Origin of the sequence: Dactylosporangium vinaceum (genome assembly GCF_019904175.1) — a bacterium.
Taxonomy (GTDB): domain Bacteria; phylum Actinomycetota; class Actinomycetes; order Mycobacteriales; family Micromonosporaceae; genus Dactylosporangium; species Dactylosporangium vinaceum.
In genome coordinates, this window is the sequence record NZ_CP061913.1 from 126,464 (window position 1) to 147,376 (window position 20,913).

The following is a 20,913-nucleotide window of genomic DNA, read 5'->3' on the forward strand; positions in this document are numbered from 1 at the left end:
TTCCCCTCATGCGTTTGTCGCTGCCTTCAATGGGCAAGCCACGGCTCAACTCCGTGACCCTCGTGAACACCGTGCTCGTGCTGGCCGCTGTGGGCGGGGCGTTCTGGGCGTACCAGATCGTGCACGGGCCGGCCGCGGCCGCCAACACCGGCGCCAGCACGTCGCGCACCCGTCTGGTGGCGGTCACGCAGGGCACGGTGGCGCAGACGGTCACGGCGACCGGCTCGGTGGCCAGCGCCGCGACGGCGAACGCGAACTTCACCACCTCCGGCACGGTCACCGAGGTCGACGTGAAGGTCGGCGACGTGGTCACCAAGGGCCAGACCCTCGCCAAGGTCGACCCGACGGCCGCGAACGCGTCGCTGTCCACGGCGAAAGCCAACCTCACCGCGGCCCAGGCGGCCCTGACCCGGGACCGGAACAACTCCGCCGACGACGCCACGATCGCCTCCGCCCAGGCCCAGGTCGCGACCGCGCAGGCCAACGTGACATCGGCCCAGACCACGGTGAACGGCACGGTGCTCGCGGCCCCGATCGCCGGCACCGTCACCGCGGTCAGCGGCGCGGTCGGGTCGTCCTCCGGCGGCTCTTCGTCTTCTGCGCAAGGGACGGGGGCGTCCTCGTCTTCTTCCTCGTCCTCCTCGTCTTCGGGCGCAAGCGGCTTCGTCCAGCTGGCCGATCTCACGAAGCTGCAGATCAACGCCAGCTTCGCCGAGGCCGACGCGACGAAGCTCAAGGCCGGGCAGACTGCCGGCATCACCTGGAGCGCGCTGTCCGGCACGCGGGCCACGGGCAAGGTGGCGACCATCTCGCCGACGGCGACCACCAGCAACAACGTGAACTCCTACGCGGTGACGATCTCCCTGGACAGCCTTCCCGAGGGGGTACGGCTGGGTCAGAGCACGACAGCGGTGGTGACGATCGCCGAGGCCGCGAACGTGCTGCGGATTCCCAGCACGGCCCTGCGCACCGCCGGTGGCCAGCGCACGGTGCAGGTGTCGGTGAACGGCGTGACCGAGGAGCGCCAGGTCGAGGTCGGCATCACCGGCGGCGGGTTCGTCGAGGTCAAGTCCGGCCTCCAGGCCGGTGAGCAGGTCGTGATCACCACGACGACCACCAACTCCACGACCGGCACCAACAACCAGTTCCCGGGCGGCGGAGGCGGCTTCACCGGCGGGGGCGGCGGCTTCACGGGCGGCGGGGGCGGGTTCAACGGCGGGGGCGGCGGCGGCCGTGGGGGGAACTGACATGAGCGTCGCTGAGCTGGTGGTCACGAAGCCCGTCCTCGACATCCAGAACGTCAAGAAGATCTACGGGCAGGGCGAGACCGAGGTGCATGCGCTGCGCGGCGTGACGCTCAACGTCGAGCGCGGCGACTACGTGGCGATCATGGGCTCGTCGGGCTCGGGCAAGTCGACGCTCATGAACATCCTGGGCTGTCTCGACATTCCGACGAGCGGGCAGTATCGGCTGGACGGCGTCGACGTCAGCCGCCTCAACGACCGCCAGCTGGCTTTGGTGCGCAACCGGCGGATCGGCTTCGTGTTCCAGTCGTTCAACCTGATCGCCCGGACCAGTGCGCTGGCGAATGTCGAGCTGCCGCTCGCCTACGCCGGGGTCAAGGCGGTCGAGCGCCGCCGCCGGGCCCGCGCCGCGCTGGCGATGGTCGGCCTGGCCGAGCGCGAGGACCACGAGCCCAACCAGCTCTCCGGCGGCCAGCAGCAGCGCGTCGCCGTCGCCCGCGCCCTGGTCACCGCGCCCGCGCTGGTGCTTGCCGACGAGCCGACAGGCAACCTCGACACCCAGTCCACAAACGACGTGCTCGCCGTGTTCGACCGGCTCAACCGGTCCGGGCGCACGATCGTGCTGATCACCCACGAGCCGGACGTCGCCGAGCACGCGAAGCGGCTGATCCGGCTGGTCGACGGACGCATCGTCCAGGATGAGCGGCTGAAGTGAACATCTTCGAGACGATCCGCTTCGCGCTGCGCGCGATCTCTGCGAACAAACTGCGCTCCAGCCTCACCGTGCTGGGAATCCTCATCGGCGTGGCCGCCGTGATCCTGCTGGTCGCCGTCGGTAACGGGTCGGCTCAGGCGGTACAGAAGCAGATTGAATCGCTTGGAACCAACACCTTGACTGTCACCGCCGGGGCCGGTGGCGGCGCCCGCGGGGCCGCGTCGACGCAGAACACGGCGCTCACCATGGACCTGGTGCCGGCGCTGTCGGACAAGGACGAAGCGCCGCACGTGAAGAGCGTTTCACCGGTGGTCACGGGTTCGCAGACGGCGACCTACGAGGGCACGGATCACAGCATCACCCAATTCGTGGGTACCTATCCAGGCTATGTGAGTGCCTCGAACTTCAAACTCGCCAAGGGCTCGCTGTTCACCGACGACGACGTGGCGGACTCCCGCAAGGTGGTGGTGATCGGCTCGACGGTCGCCGAGGAGCTGTTCGGCAGCGTCGATCCGCTCTCCAAGCAGATCACCGTCTCGGGCAAGCTGTTCACGGTCATCGGGGTGCTCGCGGTCAAGGGCGGCAGCGGCTTCAACGACCCGAACGACGTGGCGATGGCGCCGGTCTCCGCGGTGCAGGAGTCGCTCACCGGATACGGCTCGCTGAACCAGCTCCTCGTCCAGGCCACCTCGCCGGACCAGGTGAGCGCGGCGCAGTCCGAGATCACCGCGATTCTGAACGCGAAGCTGAACATCGGCGGGTCGTCGACGACTTCGGCGTACCGCATCCTCAACCAGTCGCAGCTCCTGGAGACCCGGGCCAACACCGCTGAGACGTTCACCCTGCTCCTGGGGGCGGTCGCCGGCATCAGTCTCCTGGTCGGCGGCATCGGCATCACGAACATCATGATGGTGACGGTCACCGAGCGGACCCGGGAGATCGGCATTCGCAAGGCGCTCGGCGCACCGAAGCGCACCATCCTGACCCAGTTCCTGGTCGAGGCGACGGTGCTGTCGCTCATCGGCGGCCTGCTGGGCGTGGCCGCGGCGGTCATCGGCAGCCAGTTCACCATCGTGAGCATCAAGCCGGTAATCGTGCCGAGCTCGGTCGCGCTGGCCCTGGGCTTCTCGGTGGCGATCGGGCTGTTCTTCGGCAGCTACCCGGCCTCCCGGGCGGCGGGTCTGCGTCCGATCGAAGCACTCAGATACGAGTAGCCCGGTCTCGTGCGGGCGGGTCCTGGTTGCGATGTCAAACCCCCCGCGGACATCGCAACCCGGTCCCATCCGCACGGCCTTTGATTTGCACGGCTTTCTGACGAGGAGTTTTTCCGTGAGCCACGCCGCTTCGCCCTTCCGCCGTCCGAAGGCCAACCCTTACGAGCGCCCCGACGCGGACTCTCCGGCAACTTCTGCTTCCGCCTCGGCCTCGACTGCGGACTCGGCTTCGGCTTCGGCTGATGACACCGAGGTCCTTCCGGTCATCGCTGACGAGGAGCCGGACCTCCTGGCGGAGCCGCCGCTCGACGACGATCTGAACGAGCGCATCGCCAAGGCCGCACCGCGCCGCCTGGCCAACCGCGCAACGTACGTGCTGGCCGGCCTGGCGCTGCTCGTGGTCGGCTTCGTGGGCGGCGCCCAGGTCCAGAAGAGCTACGGCACCGCTCCCGCCGCCACCGGCCCGGGCGGCGCCAACCCGGCCGCCCTGGCCAGCGCCTTCGCCGGCCGCAACGGCGGTGGCGCGGGCCAGTTCGGCGGCGGCGGCCAGGGCGGCCCCGGTACCGGCACCCGCGGCGGCGTGACGGGCACTGTCAAGCTGGTGGACGGCACCACGGTGTACGTCGAGACCGCCGACGGTCAGACGGTCATCGTGAAGACCAGCGACAAGACCACCGTCGCCCTGCCCGGCGCCCTGAAGGACCTCGCCGCCGGCTCCACCGTCACCGTCCAGGGCCAGCAGGCCGACGGCTCCGTCACCGCAACCTCGATCACCAAGACGAAGTAGCCGGACCGCGTACGCCGGCACCCGCTCAGCCGCCGCGTCGAGGCCTCAGGTTTCCGCGGCACCGCGTTGGGCGGGGGTCTCCTCGGCGCCACGCTGCTGCATCGGCCTCCGCAGTGTGTTCGCCGGTGTCGTGGCGGTGGACGGCGCCGCCGAGGGGCCGCATCGCGACCGGATCGCTGACGCGAACGGGTCGCTGACAGCCGGACCGCAATCTGCGACACAGCAGATTCCCGTGGCAGGTTCGTGCCGATTCCGCGATATGCGTTCGGCTGGTTGCGGATTCCTGCCTGGTGGAGGCCCTCGGCGACGAAATCCGGTATTGCCATACGTCAAAATGAAGTATGGCGATCTCGCGAAGCGTGGCCGATACTTTGGCTAGCGACCATTTGTCGCTTCAACGAGAGCAGCGCCCGGCGGCCACCGAGCGCTGCTGTCGGTCTCCCCACTGCGAGGAGGGAGGACCACTTACGTGACTCCCATACTGCTCCCGCCGCCCTCCTCCAGGCAATGGCTCGCCAGGAGGGGTGCGCGATGCCTACCTTCTACCGCGGACCGGGCGTCCGCATCACCGATGAGCGGTTCTGGGTGCTCGGCCCGGATCCCCGCTCCTACGCGATAGCCGACCTGCAGCACATCGGCATCGTGCACACCGAGAACGGCCGCGCGATGGCGGTGCTCCGCACCTCATGCGCCGGCACAGCGGCCGCCGTCGCCGCGATAACCTTCGCCGAGACCGACCTGAGCCAGCCCGTGGGTTGGGTATGCGTCCTGCTGGCCGTGGGCATAGGCGTCCTGCAGATCAACGCCACGGTCGAGGCACCGGCTCGGCGCTCGGAGCTGTGGGCCTTCGACAGCTCCCATGAGCAGGACGTCTGCCTCTACACAACGAGGGATCTCCGTGAGTTCGGCCGCGTCCGCCGCGCCCTGGTCCGCGCCAAGGAGTGGAACACCGCCGGCGCGAGTTGACACGGTCCGACTAGTCGGGCATGCGTCCTTGTATTGATGTCGTGGTCCTGGGACGCTGATGGCGGTACAGCAATCTGCGGTATAGCAATTTGCGAAACGCCACTTCTCGGAGGTCAGCGGCGACCATGGCAACGAGCGACTCGCCGGCGGGCGCGCAGAGGCGCCTCCGGCTCGCGCTTCGTCGAGCCCGCGACGCCGCCGGCCTCACCCAAAGCCAGGTCGGCGAGCCGCTCGGCTGGTCGCTGTCGAAGGTGCAGCGGATCGAGAGCGGCGATTCAAGAATCTCGATCACGGACCTGGACTCGCTGCTGCGCCTCCTGGGTGTCACCGAACCGGACCGGATCGCCAGCCTGACCGCCGACGCGAAACTGGCCCGCAAGCGCGGCTGGTGGGACGAGGCCAGGTACCGGACCCACTTGACGCCGGGCGTACTGAAGATTGCGCAATACGAGCAGACCGCCAACGTTATCCGGGTGTTCCAGCACGCATTCTTCCCTGGCCTGTTGCAGGATGAGAAATACGCGGAAGCCATCCTGCAGTCCATGCTCAACGATCTACCTGAGGAAACATGGAAGATCCGCTTGGAAGCCCGAATGCGGCGCCAGGAGGATGTCTGGAGCAGGACGGATCCACTCCAATACTTGCTGATCCTCGATGAGCTCCTGCTTCAGCGCGTGATCGGGAACGCGACCATCATGGTCCGCCAGTTGAAAGTGGTGCTGGATGCCTTGAAGCGGCCGGGGTTGACCATCCGGCTACTCCCGAAGGAAGAGGCGCTGTCGGTCCTGACCGGTCAGTTCAACATCTACTCGTTCGAAGACGAAGAGAATGCTGTGCTCTACCGAGAGCTCAGCATGACCGACGAGGTCGTATACGATGCGGCCGAGGTTGGTCGGTACAGGCAACGGTTTGAGCGGATGTGGGAGCTTTCCCTCACGCGGGAAGCTACCGTTAACGCAATTGAAGCACAGTACGCCAGTCTTCGGGCCTTACTGAGTCGCAACCGCGGCTAGCCCGTCAACTGGAAATGTTAACGGCGTTCACCTAAAGAGAAGAGTGTTTTAAGTGCGTGTTGGGTCGACCCCGGCGTTTGTCAAAAGTTCCAAGTGCGAAAGTGCCGGATGTGTTGAGGTGGCTGATACCGGATCGGATGTGTTGATCCGCAACTCGGTGTTTCCGGACAGCGGAACTCTTAGTGTTGGTCGGCGTGACTGGATGACGTTTCTGTCTGGCGTGGTAAGTGGTCAATTGTCGGCCTCGGAGCAGGGGTAGCCGACGCGCCGCTTTGGAACGGCCCGACCTCGGTATGTGCCACTCCTCAGGTTGATCTCCGCACTTCGATGCCGGTGTCCTACGCTTGAAGCTTGGCGCCGACACGTTGGAGGCGATCGATGGTTGGCGTGGTTCGACCGGGCGGCTGGCGACGAAGTAGCAAGTGCGATTCGGCCGGCTGCGTAGACGTATGGCTCGACGCTTCCAGCGTTCAAGTGCGCAACAGCACCGACGAGGACGGCCCAGTGCTGCGGTTTGATGTCGCAGCCTGGGCCGTTTTTGTGCGGGGCGTTGCAGCGTTGAGCGCAGAGCGTCAGACGCCGGCGTAGCTGTGCAGGCCGTTGGCCACCAGGTTGACGCCGAAGAGGTTCACGAGCATCGTGCACCAGCCGATGATGGCGATCCAGGACGTGATGCGGCGGCTCACGCTCGGGGTTGAGCGGGCGTGCAGGTAGCAGGCGTAGACGACCCAGGCGATGAAGGACCAAATCTCCTTCGGGTCCCAGTTCCAGTAGCGGCCCCACGCGGCCTCGGCCCAGATGGCGCCGGAGATGACGCCGAAGGTCCAGATCGGGAAGGCGAAGGCGTGGACCCGGAACGTCACGCGCTCCAGGACGTCGGGGTTGGGGAGGCGCTCGCCCAGGGAGTACGGGAAGCGGGTCTTGCCCGCGTCGTAGCCCAGACGGATCACGTGCATCGCCGCCGCCACGAAGCCGACCAGGAAGATGCCTGACGCGGTCGAGGCGGCGCCCACGTGGATGACAAGCCAGTACGAGTGCAGCGCGGGCACCAGGGGGCCCACGGGCACGTACAGGCTCATGCCGGCGATCGACAGCAGGATCGCGGCCACCAGCGTGACGAAGAGGCCCAGGTGGCGCAGGTGGGGCAGGCGCGAGGCGGTGATCAGCCAGGCCGTCATGCCGACCGCGGTGGCCATCATGACGAACTCGTACATGTTGCCCCACGGGGCGCGCTCGGCGGCGATGCCCCGGGTGACCAGGGCGCCCACGTGGGCCAGGTAGCCCAGCACCATCAGGATGACGGCGGCCAGACCGGCACGCCGGGCGCCCGGCGAGGGCGCGGACGCCGGAGCGGAGGAGTCGGGGATGTCCGGGATGTCGGCCGAGCCGCCGCTACCGACCAGGACGGCGGCCGGGGAGGGCACCGCCAGGCGGGCGACTGCGCCGCGGCCGCCGAATGCGTACTCGATTGCGTATGCCATCATCGCCAGCACGTAGCTGAAGATCGTGACGACCAACAGCTGATTCGACAGCGCGCCCATTACACAACCTCCTCGACATCCTCAGTCTGCGCCACCTGTTCGGGCACGGCCGCAGCGGGGGCGGCCGCGTGCGTCAGGGACCGGAACTCCTCGGCGAAGCCGGGGTAGTCGCTGCGCGGCAGGCCGCCGGCTGTGATGCCGGTCGGGGCGATGCGGAAGAAGATCCGGCGGCGCTTGCCCGACAGCGAGCCGAGCAGGCCGGCCAGCAGCGCGATCGCGCCGCCCAGCACGATCGGCTGGCCGGGGTCGTGGCGGACCGAGATGCTTATCCACTGCTGGGTGCCGACGAACTGGATCTTCGTGCCGTCCGGGAGGGTGGCCGTCTGGCCGGGCTTGAGCATGAGCGGGTCGCCGAACTTCGTCAGGCGGCCGGCCTCGATCTGGCGCGTGTCGAGCGTGTAGACGGACAGCGGTGCGCCCGCGTCGAAGCCCAGGACTCCGCGGTACGGCTGCAGCATCAATCGCGGGTCGCGCTCGGCGGGAAAGGCCGAGGAGTTCACCGACGGGTCGGCCGGAATCGTCGGCAGGTAGATGCCGGAGAAGCCGATCTGGGACTTCTGGTCGCGGGAGCCGGTCTGCGGGTTGATGTTCACGTCCGGGAACGTGGCCACGCCGGTGCTCGTCAAGAGCCCGTCGCTGGGCAGGAACGGCGAGACGTTGTCCGAGGTTTTTCCGTACTTGTCGGTGTAGCGAAGAATCGGGGCGTACCCATGACCGAGCAGTGAGACATTGGCGCCGTCGAGCCGCAGCGGGCTGTTCACCTGGAGCAGCTGCTCGGAGGAAGTGCCGTGCTCGGTGACGTCGACCGACGCCTTGTAGGTGACCGGCTGCCCGTTGTCCAGATAGGTGGCGTTGAACCGGTCCAGGCGCAGGCAGAAGCGGGGCAGGTCGTTCTCGCCGACCTGGGCGCCCAGCGCGTGCTCGTCATAGTTGAGCAGCGTGTTGCAGAACGCGAAGTCGTTGCCCTCGACCAGGACGCGGTTGCCGTGCCAGCCGTACCAGGACCCGAATGCGACGCCGAACAGCAGCGACAGCAGGGCGAAGTGGAAGACCAGGTTGCCGGTCTCCTTCAGGTAGCCCTTCTCGGCCGAGATCTCGACCACGTCGCCCTCTTCGCGCACGGCGGTGCGGAATCGGCGCTTGCGCAGCATCGCCCGGATTCGCGCGGCGTCCTCGGCCGTCCCGGACTCGGCCACGGTGGTGTGCTCGGGCAGCCGATCAAACCGCAGAGGCGCTTTCGGGGGTACCTTCACAAGCGCCGCAAAATGCAGCCGGAACCGCGGCACCAGGCAGCCGACGAGCGAGATGAACAGCAGCAGATAGATGGCCGAGAACCAGGGCGAGCCGTAGACGTCGAAGAACGACAGCCGGTCGAGCGTCGGCCCCCACTGCGTGTGCGCGTCGAGATAGGTGTCGACCTTTTCCGGCGACACGTTGCGCTGCGGCAGCACCGAGCCCGGGATCGCGGCCACGGCGAGCAGGAACAGCAGCACCAGGGCGGTGCGCATGCTCGTGAGCTGCCGCCAGGCGCGGCGGCTCACGGAGACGACTGTGTGATAGAGCCAGCGCATCAGATCGGCACCGTTCCGGCCGGGCCGATGTTCGCCTGCAGGGCGGTCATGAGGGAGCTCCAGACGCCGGTGACCAGGGCCAGTCCGATCAGCACGAGCAGGGCGCCGCCGATGCGGGTGACCCACCGGCTGTTGCGGCGGATGAACTGCACCACACCGATGAGCCGCTGGAAGCCCAGCCCCATGGCGATGAACGGGATGCCGATGCCCAGGGAGTACGCGACGGCGAGCGTCACCGCCCGGGCCTGCGAGCCGCTCGTCGAGCCGAGCGCGATCATGGCGCCGAGCGTGGGGCCGGTGCACGGGGCCCAGGAGAGTGCGAAGACGACCCCGAGGACCGGTGCGCCGATCAGGCCCGCGGACGGCAGCCGCTGGATGCGCCACTGCCGCTCCAGGCCCGGGACCAGGCCGATGAAGGCCAGGCCGAGCACGATGACGGCGACGCCGGCGATCACCTCGATCAGCCGGCGGTGCACCAGCAGCGTCATCGCCGCCCGGGTGGCCAGGATGATCAGGCCGATGAACACGGCGGAGAAGCCGGCGATGAACAGCCCGACCCCGGCCAGCACCCGGCCCCGGCGCCGGCCCGAGTCCAGGTCGGCTCCGGCGAGCCCGGTGACGTACGACAGGTAGCCCGGCACGAGCGGCAGGATGCACGGCGACAGGAAGCTGACAAGCCCCGCGAGGGCGGCCACGCCGATCGCCAGCAGGAGGGGCCCGCTCTCGGCGACCGTCCCGACGTCCATGTCAGCCCTGCTCGGCCAGCAGGTCGCGAACGATCGGCTCGAGCAGCTTCTCGTCGACCGCGGAGCGCATCACGGCGGCGATCCGCCCGGCCTTGTCAATCACCAGCGTGGCCGGGATCGAGTTCGGCGGGACGTCGAAGTTCAGGGCGAGCGAGCCGGAGGGGTCGAAGATGCTGCCGTACGTCGGCTTGATGTCGGCCAGGTAGTTCTCGGCCGGGCTCTTCTGGTCCCGGATGTTGACGCCAATGAACGTGACACCGTCGGCCTTTGTCGCCGCGAGCACCTTTTCCAGCTCGGGCGCCTCGGTCCGGCAGGGCGGGCAGTACGAGGCCCAGAAGTTCACGACGACGACCTCGCCTTTGTGCTGCGCGAGCTCGAACCGCCCTGCGCCGTTCATGAGATCACCGCTCATCGCCGGCGCCGCCACCCGCTCGTTCACCGCGATCTTCCGGCTGCCGAGCGCGTTCTTGGGAGTGCTGCTGCCACAGGCCGCCAGAGCCAGGACCAGGAGGAGGACGAGCGCGCGGCGCATGTCAGGCGCCCTTGGCATCGCGGGCCGAGGCGGAGAGCGCGACAAGGGCCGCGGCCGGCTCGGAGTAGGCGATCCCGACGATCTTCGTGTCCTCGAAGTGGAAGCTCGTGAGGCTCGCCAGCTGGCACTCCCGTTTGCGCGGGTCGTGCCACAGCCGCTTCTTCTCGACGTGCCGGCGCAGGGTCCAGATCGGCAGCTGGTGCGAGACGCAGACGGCCTCGTGGCCCTCGGCGGCCACGCGGGCGGCCATGAGGGCCTGGTACATCCGCGCCGCGATCACGTTGTACGGCTCGCCCCAGGACGGGGTGACCGGGTCGCGGAGCACCCACCAGTTGCGCGGGTCCTTCAGCGAGCCGTCGCCGACGCCTACCTGCTTGCCCTCGAAGAAGTTGGCGCTCTCGATGAGCCGCTCGTCGACTGCGATCGGCAGCCCGAGCTGCTCGGCGAAGGGCTCGGCGGTCTGCTGGGCCCGTTCGAGGGGGCTGGCCACGAGGTGGGTGATGTCGCGCCCGGCCAGCGACTCGGCGGCCGCCTTGGCCATCTGCACACCGAGCTCGGACAGGCGGTATCCGGGAAGGCGCCCGTACAGGACCTTGTTCGGGTTGTAGACCTCACCATGGCGCAGGACGTGCACGATCGTCTTCATGCTCCGCTCGCCTCCGCCGCGGCCCGGGCGGCGTGCGGCAGGGCCGCCGCGAGCAGGCTCAGGGCCTCGTCGTCGATCGCTGTCGAGACGAACCACGCCTCGTAGGCGCTCGGCGGCAGGTAGACGCCCCGGTCGAGCAGGGCGTGGAAGAAGGCCCGGAACGCGCCGACGTCCTGCGTCTGCGCGTCGGCGAACGAGAACACGGTGCGGTCGGTGAAGAAGATCGAGAACATGCTGCCCGCCGTCGACAGCACATGCGGTACACCCGCTGCGGTCAATGCGTCTGTGGCAAGCTTCGCGACGGTCGCCGCTGTGGCGTCCAGCCGCGCGTAGACCTCCGGCGTCGCCAGGCGCAGCGAGGCCAGCCCGGCGGCGCAGGCGAGCGGGTTGCCGGAGAGCGTTCCGGCCTGGTAGACCGGGCCCGCCGGAGCCAGCCGGGCCATGATCTCGGTCCGGCCGCCGAACGCCGCGGCCGGCAGGCCACCGCCCATGACCTTGCCGAACGTGTAGAGGTCGGCGTCCACCGGCTCCAGCCCGGCCCAGCCGCCGCGGCTGACCCGGAAGCCGGTCATGACCTCGTCGAGGATGAGCAGCGCACCGTGGCGGTGCGCGATCTCGGCGAGCTTCGCGTTGAACCCGTCGCGCGGCGCGACCACGCCCATGTTGCCGGCCGCGGCCTCGGTGATGATCGCCGCGATCTGGTCGCCGTGGGCCGCGAAGGCCGCCTCGAGCGCGGGCACGTCGTTGTACGGCAGCACAAGCGTGTCGCTCGCGGACGCACCGGTGACGCCCGGGGAGTCCGGCAGGGCCAGCGTGGCCACCCCGGACCCGGCCGCCACGAGCAGCGCGTCGACGTGGCCGTGGTAGCAGCCGGAAAACTTGACGACCTTGGGCCGCCCGGTGAAGCCCCGGGCCAGGCGCAGGGCGCTCATCGTCGCCTCGGTGCCGGAGTTGACCAGGCGCACCTGGTCGACGGCGGTCCGGGCGACGATCTCCGCGGCCAGGTCGACCTCGCCGGGGGTCGGGGTGCCGAAGCTGGTACCGCGAGCGGCGGCCGCGGTGATCGCGGCGACGACCTCGGGGTGGGCGTGGCCGTGGATCAGCGGCCCCCACGAGCAGACGAGGTCGAGATAGCGCCGGCCGTCGGCGTCGGTGAGCCAGCAGCCGGAGCCGCTGACCATGAAGCGCGGGGTGCCCCCGACTGCCCGGAAGGCCCGGACAGGTGAATTCACCCCACCCGGCACGATGGCCCGGGCACGGTCGAACAGGGCCTGGGAGGCCGGCGCGTCGCCCGAATACGGGACGGGACCGGCGATGTCAATATCGGTCACAGCCTGCCCATTCTGACAGCCGTTCCCGGGCCGTGCCGAGCGGCCCTGCACGCCGTGTGCCCGACACCACTGGGAGCGCTGATCAGATATACGCTGGTGCCGTGGATCGACCCGATCTTTCCGTCTCCGTGCGCCGAGCACCGAGCGAGACCGTCGTGTCGCTGACCGGGGAGATCGACATGTCGACCGTTCCGCGGCTGGCGGCAGCCGTCGACGACGTCCTCAACGAGCCGCCCGCCCGGGTGGTGCTCGACATGGCCGGCGTGACGTTCTGCGACTCGCAGGGTCTCGGCACGCTGGTGGTCCTGAGCCGCAAAGCGACGCTCGCGCAGAGCTACCTGGTGCTGGTGAACGTCGGCGCCTTCCTGATCCGCGTCCTCGACATCACAGGCCTCCGCAACGCCCTCATGATCCAGGAGGTCTAGATCTTGGACCGCGCCTTCGTGAGCGCGGTGATGGCCTTCTCGACCTGCTCGCGGCCCAGCTCGCCGTCCGCGGCCAGGGCGCCCTTGAGCAGGGCGGTCGCCTCGTCGACGGCGACGCCCGCGTGGCGCAGCTCGGCGTCGCGGGCGCGGATCAGCTCGGTGGAGGCCGCGAGCTGCTGCGTCATCGTCCACAGCTCGACGAAGACCGAGACCTTTGCGCGGAGTACCCACGGATCGAACGGCTTTGTCAGGTAGTCCACGGCTCCCGCCGCGTAACCACGCAGGGCCAGGTGCGAGTCCCGGTCAGCGGCCGTCAGGAAGATGATCGGCACGTGCCGGGTCTTCTCGCGGCGCTTGATGTGCCGGGCCGTCTCGAAGCCGTCCATCGTCGGCATCTGGGCGTCGAGCAGGATCAGCGCGAAGTCGTCGACGAGCAGCCGCTTGAGGGCGTCCTCGCCGCTGTCCGCGCTGACCGTCTGCACCGGCAGGCCCTGCAGGATCGCCTCCAGGGCCAGCAGGTTGTCCCGCCGGTCGTCGACGAGCAGCACCTTTGCGGGTCGATCCGGACCGGTCAACGGTGCCGCTCCCTTCGGTGCGCCGGGACGCAGACCCGGCGCAGACTCGAAACAACCTACACCGCGCGACCCTCCCCGTTCACCCAGGCGGCCATGACGTCGAGCAGCTCGTCCAGGTCCACCGGTTTGGTGATGTAGTCGCTCGCCCCGGCCTCCAGCGACGACTCGCGGTCGCCGGGCATCGCCTTGGCGGTCAGGAACACCACCGGCAGCTCGGCGAAGCGGCGGTTGCGGCGGATCGCCCGGGTCGTCTCGTTGCCGTCCTGGTCGGGCATCATCGCGTCCATCAGGACGATGTCCACGTCCGGGTGCTCCGAGAGGATGCGCACGCCGTCGGCGCCGTTGTCGGCGTAGAGCACTGTCATGCCGTGCAGCTCCAGCGCACTGGTCAGGGCGAAGACGTTGCGCACGTCGTCGTCGACGATCAGCACGGTGGCGCCGTCGAGCTGGCGGTCGCCGGTCGCCGCGTGGCGTTCGGCCGCCGGCAGCGAGCGCAGCATCGGCGGGGCGGCCGGCAGCGGGCGGGGGGTCACCGGCGGCAGCTCGTGGTGCGGGGCCGGCAGGGAGTGGTGCAGCTGCTGGTGCAGCGACGAGCCGACCTCGGTGGCGATGACGTCCGGGAGGTACAGCGTGAACGTCGCACCGTGCCCGACCTCGGACGTGACACCGATGCCGCCGCCGAGCAGGCGGGAGAGCTCCCGGCTGATCGACAGGCCGAGGCCGGTGCCGCCGAACTTCCGGCTGGTCGTCCCGTCCGCCTGCTGGAACGCCTCGAAGATGAGGTCCACCTTGTCGTCGGAGATGCCGATGCCGGTGTCGGAGACCGCGAACTGGATCACCCGCCGCGCCCCGGCCAGGGTCGGCGCCGAGAACTCCACGTCGGCCGGCGCCACCCCGATCGCCAGCGTCACCTGGCCGTGGTCGGTGAACTTGACCGCGTTGGAGACCAGGTTGCGCAGGATCTGCTGGAGCCGCTGCGGGTCGGTGACGATCGCCGCGGGCAGCGCATCGTCGGTCGTCACGACGAACTCGAGGCCCTTGTCCTCGGCCTGCGGGGCGAACGCCTGCTCGACGTACGCCCGGATCTCGTCGAAGGAGACCTCGCCCGGCTCGACGTCCATCCGGCCCGCCTCGATCTTGGACAGGTCGAGGATGTCGTCGATGAGTGCGAGCAGGTCGGAGCCGGCGTTGTGGATCGTCGCCGCGAACTCGATCTGCCGGGCCGTGAGGTTGCTGTCCGGGTTGTCGGCCAGCAGGCGCGACAGCAGCAGCATCGAGTTGAGCGGGGTCCGCAGCTCGTGGCTCATGTTGGCCAGGAACTCGGACTTGTACTGCGAGGCCTGGGCCAGCTGCTGCGCCTTCTCCTCCAGGCCGAGCCGGGCCATCTCGATCTCGCGGTTCTGCTTCTCGATGTTGCCCTTCTGCTCGGACAGCAGCGTCGCCTTCTCCTCCAGCTCGGCGTTGGTCCGCTGCAGCTCGGCCGACTGGTCCTGCAGCTCCTCGGTGAGCCGCTGCGACTGCGACAGCAGCTCCTCGGTGCGCCGGTTGGCCAGGATCGTCTTGAGCGCCACGCCGATGGTGACCACGAGCCGGTCGAGGAACGACAGGTGCAGGTCGCTGAACGGGGAGACGGAGCCGAACTCGATCACGCCGAGCGGCTCGCCCTCGAAGAGCACCGGCAGCACGACCAGGTCGGCCGGGGCGGTCTCGGTGACGCCGGAGCGCACCTGCAGCCGGGCCTCCGGGGCGGCCTGCACGCGGATGGCCCGGCGGGACAGCGACGCCTGGCCGATCAGGCCCTCGCCGGGCGCGAAGCTGATGTCGACGCCGGGGGCCACGTAGCCGTACGACGCCTCCAGCCGCAGGCGCAGGCCGGTCTCGGCGTCCGCGCGGGACAGGAAGAACGCGCCGATCTGGGCGTCGACGAGCGGCGTCACCTCGGCCATGATCATGCGGCAGACCTCGACGAGGTCGCGCTGGCCCTGCAGCAGGCCGCCGACCCGGGCCAGGTTGGAGTCCAGCCAGCCCTGCTCGGCGTTCTTCTTCGTCGTCTCGCGCAGGGTGACGATCATCTGGTTGATGTTGTCCTTGAGCTCGGCCACCTCGCCGAGCGCCTCGACCGCGATCCGCTGGGTCAGGTCGCCGCGGGTCACCGCCGTGGACACCTGCGAGATCGCCCGCAGCTGGGTGGTGAGCGTGGAGGCCAGCTGGTTCACGTTCTCGGTCAGGTCGCGCCAGGTGCCCGAGACGCCCTTCACCTGGGCCTGACCGCCGAGCTTGCCCTCCGAGCCGACCTCGCGGGCCACGCGGGTGACCTCGTCGGCGAACGAGGAGAGCTGGTCGACCATCGTGTTGACGGTGCTCTTGAGCTCCAGGATCTCGCCGTGCGCGTCGACGGTGATCTTCTGCGACAGGTCGCCCTTCGCCACGGCCGTGGTCACCTGGGCGATGTTGCGGACCTGGCTGGTCAGGTTGGACGCCATGGAGTTCACGTTGTCGGTCAGGTCGCGCCAGGTGCCCGAGACGCCCTTCACCTGGGCCTGGCCGCCGAGCTTGCCTTCGGTGCCGACCTCGCGGGCCACGCGGGTGACCTCGTCGGCGAACGACGACAGCTGCTCCACCATCGTGTTGACGGTGGACTTCAGGGCCAGGATCTCGCCCTGGGCGTCGACAGTGATCTTCTGCGACAGGTCACCGCGGGCCACCGCCGTCGCGACCTGGGAGATGTTGCGGACCTGGGCCGTGAGGTTCGAGGCCATGAAGTTGACGTTGTCGGTCAGGTCGCGCCAGGTGCCCGCGACCCCGCGGACCTGGGCCTGGCCGCCGAGCTTGCCCTCGGTGCCGACCTCGCGGGCCACGCGGGTGACCTCGTCGGCGAACGACGAGAGCTGGTCGACCATCGTGTTGACCGTCGACTTCAGCTCCAGGATCTCGCCGCGGGCGTCGACGGTGATCTTCTGCGACAGGTCACCGCGGGCCACGGCGGTCGCGACCGAGGCGATGTTGCGGACCTGGCTGGTGAGGTTGGAGGCCATGAAGTTGACGTTGTCGGTGAGGTCGCGCCAGGTGCCGGCGACGCCTGTGACCTGGGCCTGGCCGCCGAGCTTGCCCTCGGTGCCGACCTCGCGGGCCACGCGGGTGACCTCGTCGGCGAACGACGAGAGCTGGTCGACCATCGTGTTGACCGTCGACTTCAGCTCCAGGATCTCGCCGCGGGCGTCGACGGTGATCTTCTGCGACAGGTCGCCCTTCGCCACGGCCGTCGACACCTGGGCGATGTTGCGGACCTGGCTGGTGAGGTTGGAGGCCATGAAGTTGACGTTGTCGGTGAGGTCGCGCCAGGTGCCGGCGACGCCTGTGACCTGGGCCTGGCCGCCGAGCTTGCCCTCGGTGCCGACCTCGCGGGCCACGCGGGTGACCTCGTCGGCGAACGAGGAGAGCTGGTCGACCATCGTGTTGACGGTGTCCTTCAGCTCCAGGATTTCGCCCTGCGCGGCCACCGTGATCTTCTGCGACAGGTCGCCGCGGGCCACCGCGGTCGCCACCTGGGCGATGTTGCGCACCTGGCTGGTCAGGTTGAACGCCATCGAGTTGACGTTGTCGGTGAGGTCCTTCCAGGTGCCGGCCACGCCCGGCACGTCGGCCTGGCCGCCCAGCTTGCCCTCGGTGCCCACCTCGCGGGCCACCCGGGTCACCTGCTCAGCGAAGATCCGCAGCGTGTCGACGAGCGAGTTGATGGTCTCCGACAGCTCGGCGATCTCGCCCTTGGCGCTCACCGTGATCTTCTGCGACAGGTCGCCGCGGGCCACCGCCGTCGCCGCCGTCGAGATCGACCGCACCTGCCCGGTCAGGTTGGCCGCCATCGAGTTCACCGAGTCGGTGAGGTCACGCCAGGTGCCGGCCACCCCGGCCACCTGGGCCTGGCCGCCGAGCTTGCCCTCGGTGCCGACCTCGCGGGCCACGCGGGTGACCTCGTCGGCGAACGACGAGAGCTGGTCCACCATCGTGTTCACGGTGCGGCCGATGGTGAGGAACTCGCCCCGCAGCGGCCGCCCGTCGATCTCCAGGGCCAGCTTCTGCGACAGGTCGCCCTCGGCCACCGCCACGATCACCCGGGCGATCTCCGTGGTCGGGCGCCCGAGGTCGTCGATGAGCGAGTTCACCGCGTGGACGCGGTCGAGCCAGGCGCCCTCGAAGCCCTCCTCGTCGAGCCGCTCCGTCATCCGCCCCTCGCGGCCGACGACCCGGCTGATCCGCAGCAGCTCCCGGGTGTGGTGCAGGTTGCTCTCGGTGAGCCGGTTGAACCGCTCGACCACTTCTCCCGGCAGGCCGTCGCGGCGGCTCAACCTGGTCTTCAGGTCGCCGGCGAGCAGGCTGTCCAGCGCGTCGGAGAGCTCCTCCAGCAGCACTGTCTCCGGACTCTTCTGGGTGACTTCGTCGACTGTGGTCATGGCGTCTCCACCGGTCTCGGGGGCAGGCGGTGTCCACCCATCGTCGTCCTTCAGGTTGGATTGTTACCACCGTTCAGTGGAGACTGCGATATGTGACAACCCAGACCGTCCGGAGGATCAGGCTCCCGGCCGACCATAGCTCTCCCGGTCTGGCCCGTGATGCGATCCGGACGATCGCGCACGAACGGGACCTCGGCTCGGTCCTGGACGAGGCACTGCTCCTCGTCACCGAGCTCACCACCAACAGCGTGGTGCATGCCGGGACCGAAGTCGACCTCGAAATCACGGCGACCGACGGCTCACTCACCGTCACGGTGCTCGACTTCAGCCCGGGTGCCGTCACACCCGTCAACGCCGAGCCCAACGGTGAGCTGCCCGAGCGCGGCCGCGGCCTGCTCCTCGTCGAGCAGCTTGCCACGGCTTGGGGAACTCTGCACTTCAGCGGCGGGAAGGGCGTGTGGTTCCGGCTCGACATCTCGCCTTCCGACAAAACGGATGTTCCGCTCTTCGACCTCCCGGCGGCGGTCGACTCCCTCATCTGGTCCGGCCGCGGCACGTCCCTGGAGGAGCTGGCCGAGGAGCTGCTGCAGCGGCTGTGCCGGGCGATCGGCGCCCAGGGCGCGGCGCTCACCGTCGACGAGGGCGAGGGCCCGCACACCGTCACCACTCACGGCCGCATCGTCGCCGGCGTCGACCCCGGCAGCCGGCTGCCGCTGCGGGTCGCCCGTCCGTGGCGGGCCGAGCTGCTCGTGGCCGGCGGCGGTGCCCACCCCGGCGCCCGCTCGCTGATCTCCCTGGCCGCCGACCGGCTGACGCTGCTCGTCGAGAACCACCGCCTGCGCCGGGCCGACGCCGAGCGCCGGACCTGGCTGACGTTCCTCGCCGACGTCTCCGAGCTGCTGGCCCAGTCCCTTGACGTCGAGCTCACGCTGGCGCTGATCCCGCGGCTGGTGGTGCCGCGCCTGGGCCAGTGGTGCGCGATCCACTCCGCCGACGCCGGGGGTGAGCTCCGGCTGGCCGCCACCGCGCACGCCGACGAGTCGAAGGTCGGCGACCTCCTCGACGCGCTCGCCCAGGCCACGCCCCAGCTCAAAGAGGCGATGCGAACCGATGCGGTGGTACCGCTGGGAGCCCCCCTGGAGGGCTACATCGTCGCGCTCATCGCCCGCAACCAGCACCTCGGCACGCTGACGGTCGGCGGCAACCGCGACACGTGGCAGCGCTCCGAGGAGGTCGCGGTCGTCGAGGACGTGGCCCGCCGGGCCGCCCTGGCCATCGACAACGCCAACATCCACGCCGAGCGCCGCCGGGTCGCCCAGACCCTGCAGCGCTCGCTGCTGCCACCCCAGCTGCCGAAGGCCGAGGGCGTGGACTTCGGCGCCGAGTACGTCCCCACCGGCGAGGGTGTCGAGGTCGGCGGCGACTTCTACGACGTCGTGCCCCTCTCGGGCCGGCGCTGGCTGGTCGTGGTGGGCGACGTCTCCGGCAAGGGCGTCCAGGCCGCGACCGTCACGGGCCTGGTCCGCGACGTGACACGGGTGCTCGTGCGGGACGGTCGGCCGCTGCCCGAGGTACTGCTGCGCCTGAACGAAACGCTGCTGGAGCGCGGCGGCGGCCGGTTCTGCACGCTGTGCCTGGCCCAGGTGCTGCGGCGCCAGGACGGCCGGCTCGACGTCACACTCCACCTGGCCGGCCACGACCAGCCGGTGCTGCTGCGGGCCGACGGCTCGACCGAGCTCGTCGGCGCCTGTGGCACCGCCCTGGGCCTGCTCGACACCATCAACACCCCGCGCACCCAGATCTCCCTCGACCCCGGCGACACCCTGATCTTCTTCACCGACGGGGTGACGGAGCGGCGCCGCGGCATCGACCTGTTCGGCGTCGACCGCCTCCGCGACGAGGCGGCCAACCTCGCCGGCTTCACCGCCGACGTGGTGGTCGCCCGGCTGCGCGCCCGGACCCTGAGCTTCTCGCCGGAGGCCCCGCGCGACGACATCGCCATCTTCGCGGTGCGCAACGACTCCGCCTAGGCCACCCAGCCTCTGCGCAGGAAGTGCGCGGCCAGGATGCCCTGCGTGGTCACGAACACCGTGACGACCGCGCGATCGACCCATGGCCGCCGGCCGAGCGCACCGAGGACCATGAACGCCGGGAACGCCTCCAGCCCGATCCGTGACGCCGAGTACAGCGGGTACGGGATATCGGCGGTGTACCGGCTGGGAAAGCTCACCGCGAACGTCAGCAGGGCCAGGCCGAGCAGGTTGCTCCTCGACCTCGTCACCAGCAGCGCGCCCAGGCCGAGCACGGTGCCGAGCTCCAGGACGTTGTGGGTCCAGATCTCGGTGAACGGCGCGCCGGTCCCCGTCAGCGCGTCGAGCGGCGCCTGCCAGGGCCAGGCGAGGTGGCGCCCCCAGTGCCGAGCCTGGGCGTGCGAGAAGGCGAGCGCGTCGCCGTACGCGATGTGGTCGACGAGCATCACCACCCCCAGCCCCGCGGGAATGCCGATTAATGCCGATAATTTGGACAGCTTCACTACTTGGCGGGTGTACTCGACCACGAACGCCAGCACCAGCAGGATGCCCGCGGACCGGGTCATGACCGCCAGCCCGCCCAGCAGCCCGCCGGTCCACCAGAGCCCACGCCGCAGGCAGTACACGGTCCCGACGGCGAGCGCGATGAACAGGCTCTCGTTGTACGCGGCCCCGAGGAAGAATCCGGTCGGGAACGCCACCAGGTAGAACACCGCCCGCCCGGCCGCTTCGCGCCCCAACTCGAGCTCGGTCAGCCGGTACAGCAGGATCAGCGCGGCGGCCAGCGCGAGGTTGGCCACCAGCAGCGCCGCGACCCAGCTCCGGCCCAGGCCCAGCGGGGTCATGATCCGGATCAGCAGCGGGTACAGCGGGAAGAACGCGGCCGGAGCGTTGTCGGGCGTGCGCTGGTAACCGTGCTCGGCAATGGCGATGAACCACGGCGAATCCCACTGGCCGGCCCAGAGCCAGGCGACGTGGGTCGGCGACTTCCGCGGCCCCGGCTCTCCGACCCAGGCGAACACCGAGACGGCCACAACCCCGGCCCGGCTGACCGCGAACACCCCGAGCCCGACCTTCGCCGCCCGCCACCACGGTCGATCCGCTGCGCCGTCCCGGTCGGTCGCGG

General features: G+C 69.5%; 19 protein-coding genes. 10 read left to right on the plus strand and 9 right to left on the minus strand.

All coding sequences use genetic code 11. The features are described 5' to 3' along the window. The first annotated feature begins 29 nt into the window (after positions 1-29). The 8 genes from Dvina_RS00625 to Dvina_RS00660 all read left to right on the plus strand — a co-directional run bounded on the left by Dvina_RS00625 (position 30) and on the right by Dvina_RS00660 (position 6,527). Positions 30-1,247, plus strand: coding sequence for an efflux RND transporter periplasmic adaptor subunit (locus tag Dvina_RS00625; protein WP_223100427.1), 1,218 nt, complete (start codon positions 30-32; stop codon positions 1,245-1,247). Position 1,248: 1 nt separating this feature from the next. Beyond that, positions 1,249-1,959, plus strand: a complete 711-nt coding sequence (locus Dvina_RS00630; RefSeq protein WP_223100428.1) for an ABC transporter ATP-binding protein — start codon at positions 1,249-1,251, stop codon at positions 1,957-1,959. Beyond that, positions 1,956-3,173 carry an ABC transporter permease gene (locus tag Dvina_RS00635; protein ID WP_223100429.1) on the plus strand — a complete coding sequence of 406 codons (1,218 nt, stop codon included), beginning with the start codon at positions 1,956-1,958 and terminating at the stop codon, positions 3,171-3,173. Before Dvina_RS00630 ends, Dvina_RS00635 begins: the two co-directional genes overlap by 4 nt. Positions 3,174-3,288: 115 nt before the next feature. Beyond that, positions 3,289-3,960 (plus strand): hypothetical protein, encoded by a 672-nt coding sequence (locus Dvina_RS00640; RefSeq protein WP_246655941.1) that lies wholly within the window; start codon positions 3,289-3,291, stop codon positions 3,958-3,960. 531 nt (positions 3,961-4,491) lie between these two features. Further along, on the plus strand, positions 4,492-4,926 hold the full coding sequence (locus Dvina_RS00645) for a DUF6232 family protein (RefSeq protein ID WP_223100430.1): 435 nt from the start codon (positions 4,492-4,494) through the stop codon (positions 4,924-4,926). 125 nt (positions 4,927-5,051) lie between these two features. Further along, the gene (locus tag Dvina_RS00650) at positions 5,052-5,939 is read left to right on the plus strand and encodes a helix-turn-helix domain-containing protein (RefSeq protein WP_223100431.1); all 888 of its coding nucleotides are present in this window, start codon (positions 5,052-5,054) and stop codon (positions 5,937-5,939) included. Positions 5,940-6,057: 118 nt separating this feature from the next. Then, complete coding sequence (locus Dvina_RS00655) at positions 6,058-6,198, plus strand: DUF397 domain-containing protein (protein WP_246655942.1); 141 nt, start codon at positions 6,058-6,060, stop codon at positions 6,196-6,198. A gap of 119 nt (positions 6,199-6,317) precedes the next feature. Further along, positions 6,318-6,527, plus strand: coding sequence for a DUF397 domain-containing protein (locus Dvina_RS00660; RefSeq protein ID WP_223100433.1), 210 nt, complete (start codon positions 6,318-6,320; stop codon positions 6,525-6,527). On the opposite strand, the gene ccsB is transcribed toward Dvina_RS00660, so the two are convergent. From ccsB to hemL, 6 genes are read right to left on the minus strand one after another with little or no spacing between them, the layout of a single operon-like run. Further along, complete coding sequence (gene ccsB, locus Dvina_RS00665; RefSeq protein WP_223100434.1) at positions 6,512-7,480, minus strand: c-type cytochrome biogenesis protein CcsB; 969 nt, start codon at positions 7,478-7,480, stop codon at positions 6,512-6,514. The genes Dvina_RS00660 and ccsB overlap by 16 nt on opposite strands. Next, positions 7,480-9,114, minus strand: coding sequence for a cytochrome c biogenesis protein ResB (gene resB / locus Dvina_RS00670; protein ID WP_380031520.1), 1,635 nt, complete (start codon positions 9,112-9,114; stop codon positions 7,480-7,482). Before resB ends, ccsB begins: the two co-directional genes overlap by 1 nt. Continuing rightward, positions 9,051-9,797, minus strand: coding sequence for a cytochrome c biogenesis CcdA family protein (locus tag Dvina_RS00675; RefSeq protein ID WP_223100436.1), 747 nt, complete (start codon positions 9,795-9,797; stop codon positions 9,051-9,053). The genes resB and Dvina_RS00675 overlap by 64 nt, the downstream gene beginning before the upstream one ends. Before the next feature lies 1 nt (position 9,798). Next, entirely contained in the window at positions 9,799-10,329 is a 531-nt protein-coding gene (locus tag Dvina_RS00680; RefSeq protein WP_223100437.1) for a TlpA family protein disulfide reductase, read from the minus strand. 1 nt (position 10,330) lies between these two features. Beyond that, a complete protein-coding gene (locus tag Dvina_RS00685) occupies positions 10,331-10,975 on the minus strand; it encodes a histidine phosphatase family protein (protein ID WP_223100438.1) in 645 nt (214 codons plus the stop codon). After that, positions 10,972-12,306, minus strand: a complete 1,335-nt coding sequence (gene hemL, locus Dvina_RS00690) for a glutamate-1-semialdehyde 2,1-aminomutase (protein ID WP_223100439.1) — start codon at positions 12,304-12,306, stop codon at positions 10,972-10,974. The genes Dvina_RS00685 and hemL overlap by 4 nt, the downstream gene beginning before the upstream one ends. 101 nt (positions 12,307-12,407) lie before the next feature. Between hemL and Dvina_RS00695 the strand changes: the two genes are divergently transcribed. Further along, positions 12,408-12,731, plus strand: coding sequence for an STAS domain-containing protein (locus Dvina_RS00695; RefSeq protein ID WP_223100440.1), 324 nt, complete (start codon positions 12,408-12,410; stop codon positions 12,729-12,731). Here the strand turns inward: Dvina_RS00695 and Dvina_RS00700 are convergent. After that, entirely contained in the window at positions 12,728-13,306 is a 579-nt protein-coding gene (locus Dvina_RS00700; RefSeq protein WP_223100441.1) for a response regulator, read from the minus strand. The genes Dvina_RS00695 and Dvina_RS00700 overlap by 4 nt on opposite strands. 56 nt (positions 13,307-13,362) lie before the next feature. Next, positions 13,363-17,757 carry a HAMP domain-containing protein gene (locus tag Dvina_RS00705; RefSeq protein ID WP_223100442.1) on the minus strand — a complete coding sequence of 1,465 codons (4,395 nt, stop codon included), beginning with the start codon at positions 17,755-17,757 and terminating at the stop codon, positions 13,363-13,365. Between the two features lie 92 nt (positions 17,758-17,849). Between Dvina_RS00705 and Dvina_RS00710 the strand changes: the two genes are divergently transcribed. Further along, the gene (locus Dvina_RS00710; protein WP_246655943.1) at positions 17,850-19,787 is read left to right on the plus strand and encodes a SpoIIE family protein phosphatase; all 1,938 of its coding nucleotides are present in this window, start codon (positions 17,850-17,852) and stop codon (positions 19,785-19,787) included. Here Dvina_RS00710 and Dvina_RS00715 read toward each other — a convergent pair. Next, positions 19,784-20,848, minus strand: a complete 1,065-nt coding sequence (locus Dvina_RS00715) for a mannosyltransferase family protein (RefSeq protein WP_223100443.1) — start codon at positions 20,846-20,848, stop codon at positions 19,784-19,786. The two genes, Dvina_RS00710 and Dvina_RS00715, sit on opposite strands and share 4 nt — an antisense overlap. Positions 20,849-20,913 lie beyond the last annotated feature (65 nt).

Coding starts and splice junctions, on each gene's coding strand:
- Dvina_RS00680 (WP_223100437.1), bottom strand. CDS start 10,329: ATGCGCCGCGCGCTCGTCCTCCTCCTGGTCCTGGCTCTGGCGGCCTGT.
- Dvina_RS00660 (WP_223100433.1), top strand. CDS start 6,318: ATGGTTGGCGTGGTTCGACCGGGCGGCTGGCGACGAAGTAGCAAGTGC.
- Dvina_RS00675 (WP_223100436.1), bottom strand. CDS start 9,797: ATGGACGTCGGGACGGTCGCCGAGAGCGGGCCCCTCCTGCTGGCGATC.
- Dvina_RS00685 (WP_223100438.1), bottom strand. CDS start 10,975: ATGAAGACGATCGTGCACGTCCTGCGCCATGGTGAGGTCTACAACCCG.
- Dvina_RS00650 (WP_223100431.1), top strand. CDS start 5,052: ATGGCAACGAGCGACTCGCCGGCGGGCGCGCAGAGGCGCCTCCGGCTC.
- Dvina_RS00705 (WP_223100442.1), bottom strand. CDS start 17,757: ATGACCACAGTCGACGAAGTCACCCAGAAGAGTCCGGAGACAGTGCTG.
- Dvina_RS00630 (WP_223100428.1), top strand. CDS start 1,249: ATGAGCGTCGCTGAGCTGGTGGTCACGAAGCCCGTCCTCGACATCCAG.
- Dvina_RS00625 (WP_223100427.1), top strand. CDS start 30: ATGGGCAAGCCACGGCTCAACTCCGTGACCCTCGTGAACACCGTGCTC.
- Dvina_RS00645 (WP_223100430.1), top strand. CDS start 4,492: ATGCCTACCTTCTACCGCGGACCGGGCGTCCGCATCACCGATGAGCGG.
- ccsB (WP_223100434.1), bottom strand. CDS start 7,480: ATGGGCGCGCTGTCGAATCAGCTGTTGGTCGTCACGATCTTCAGCTAC.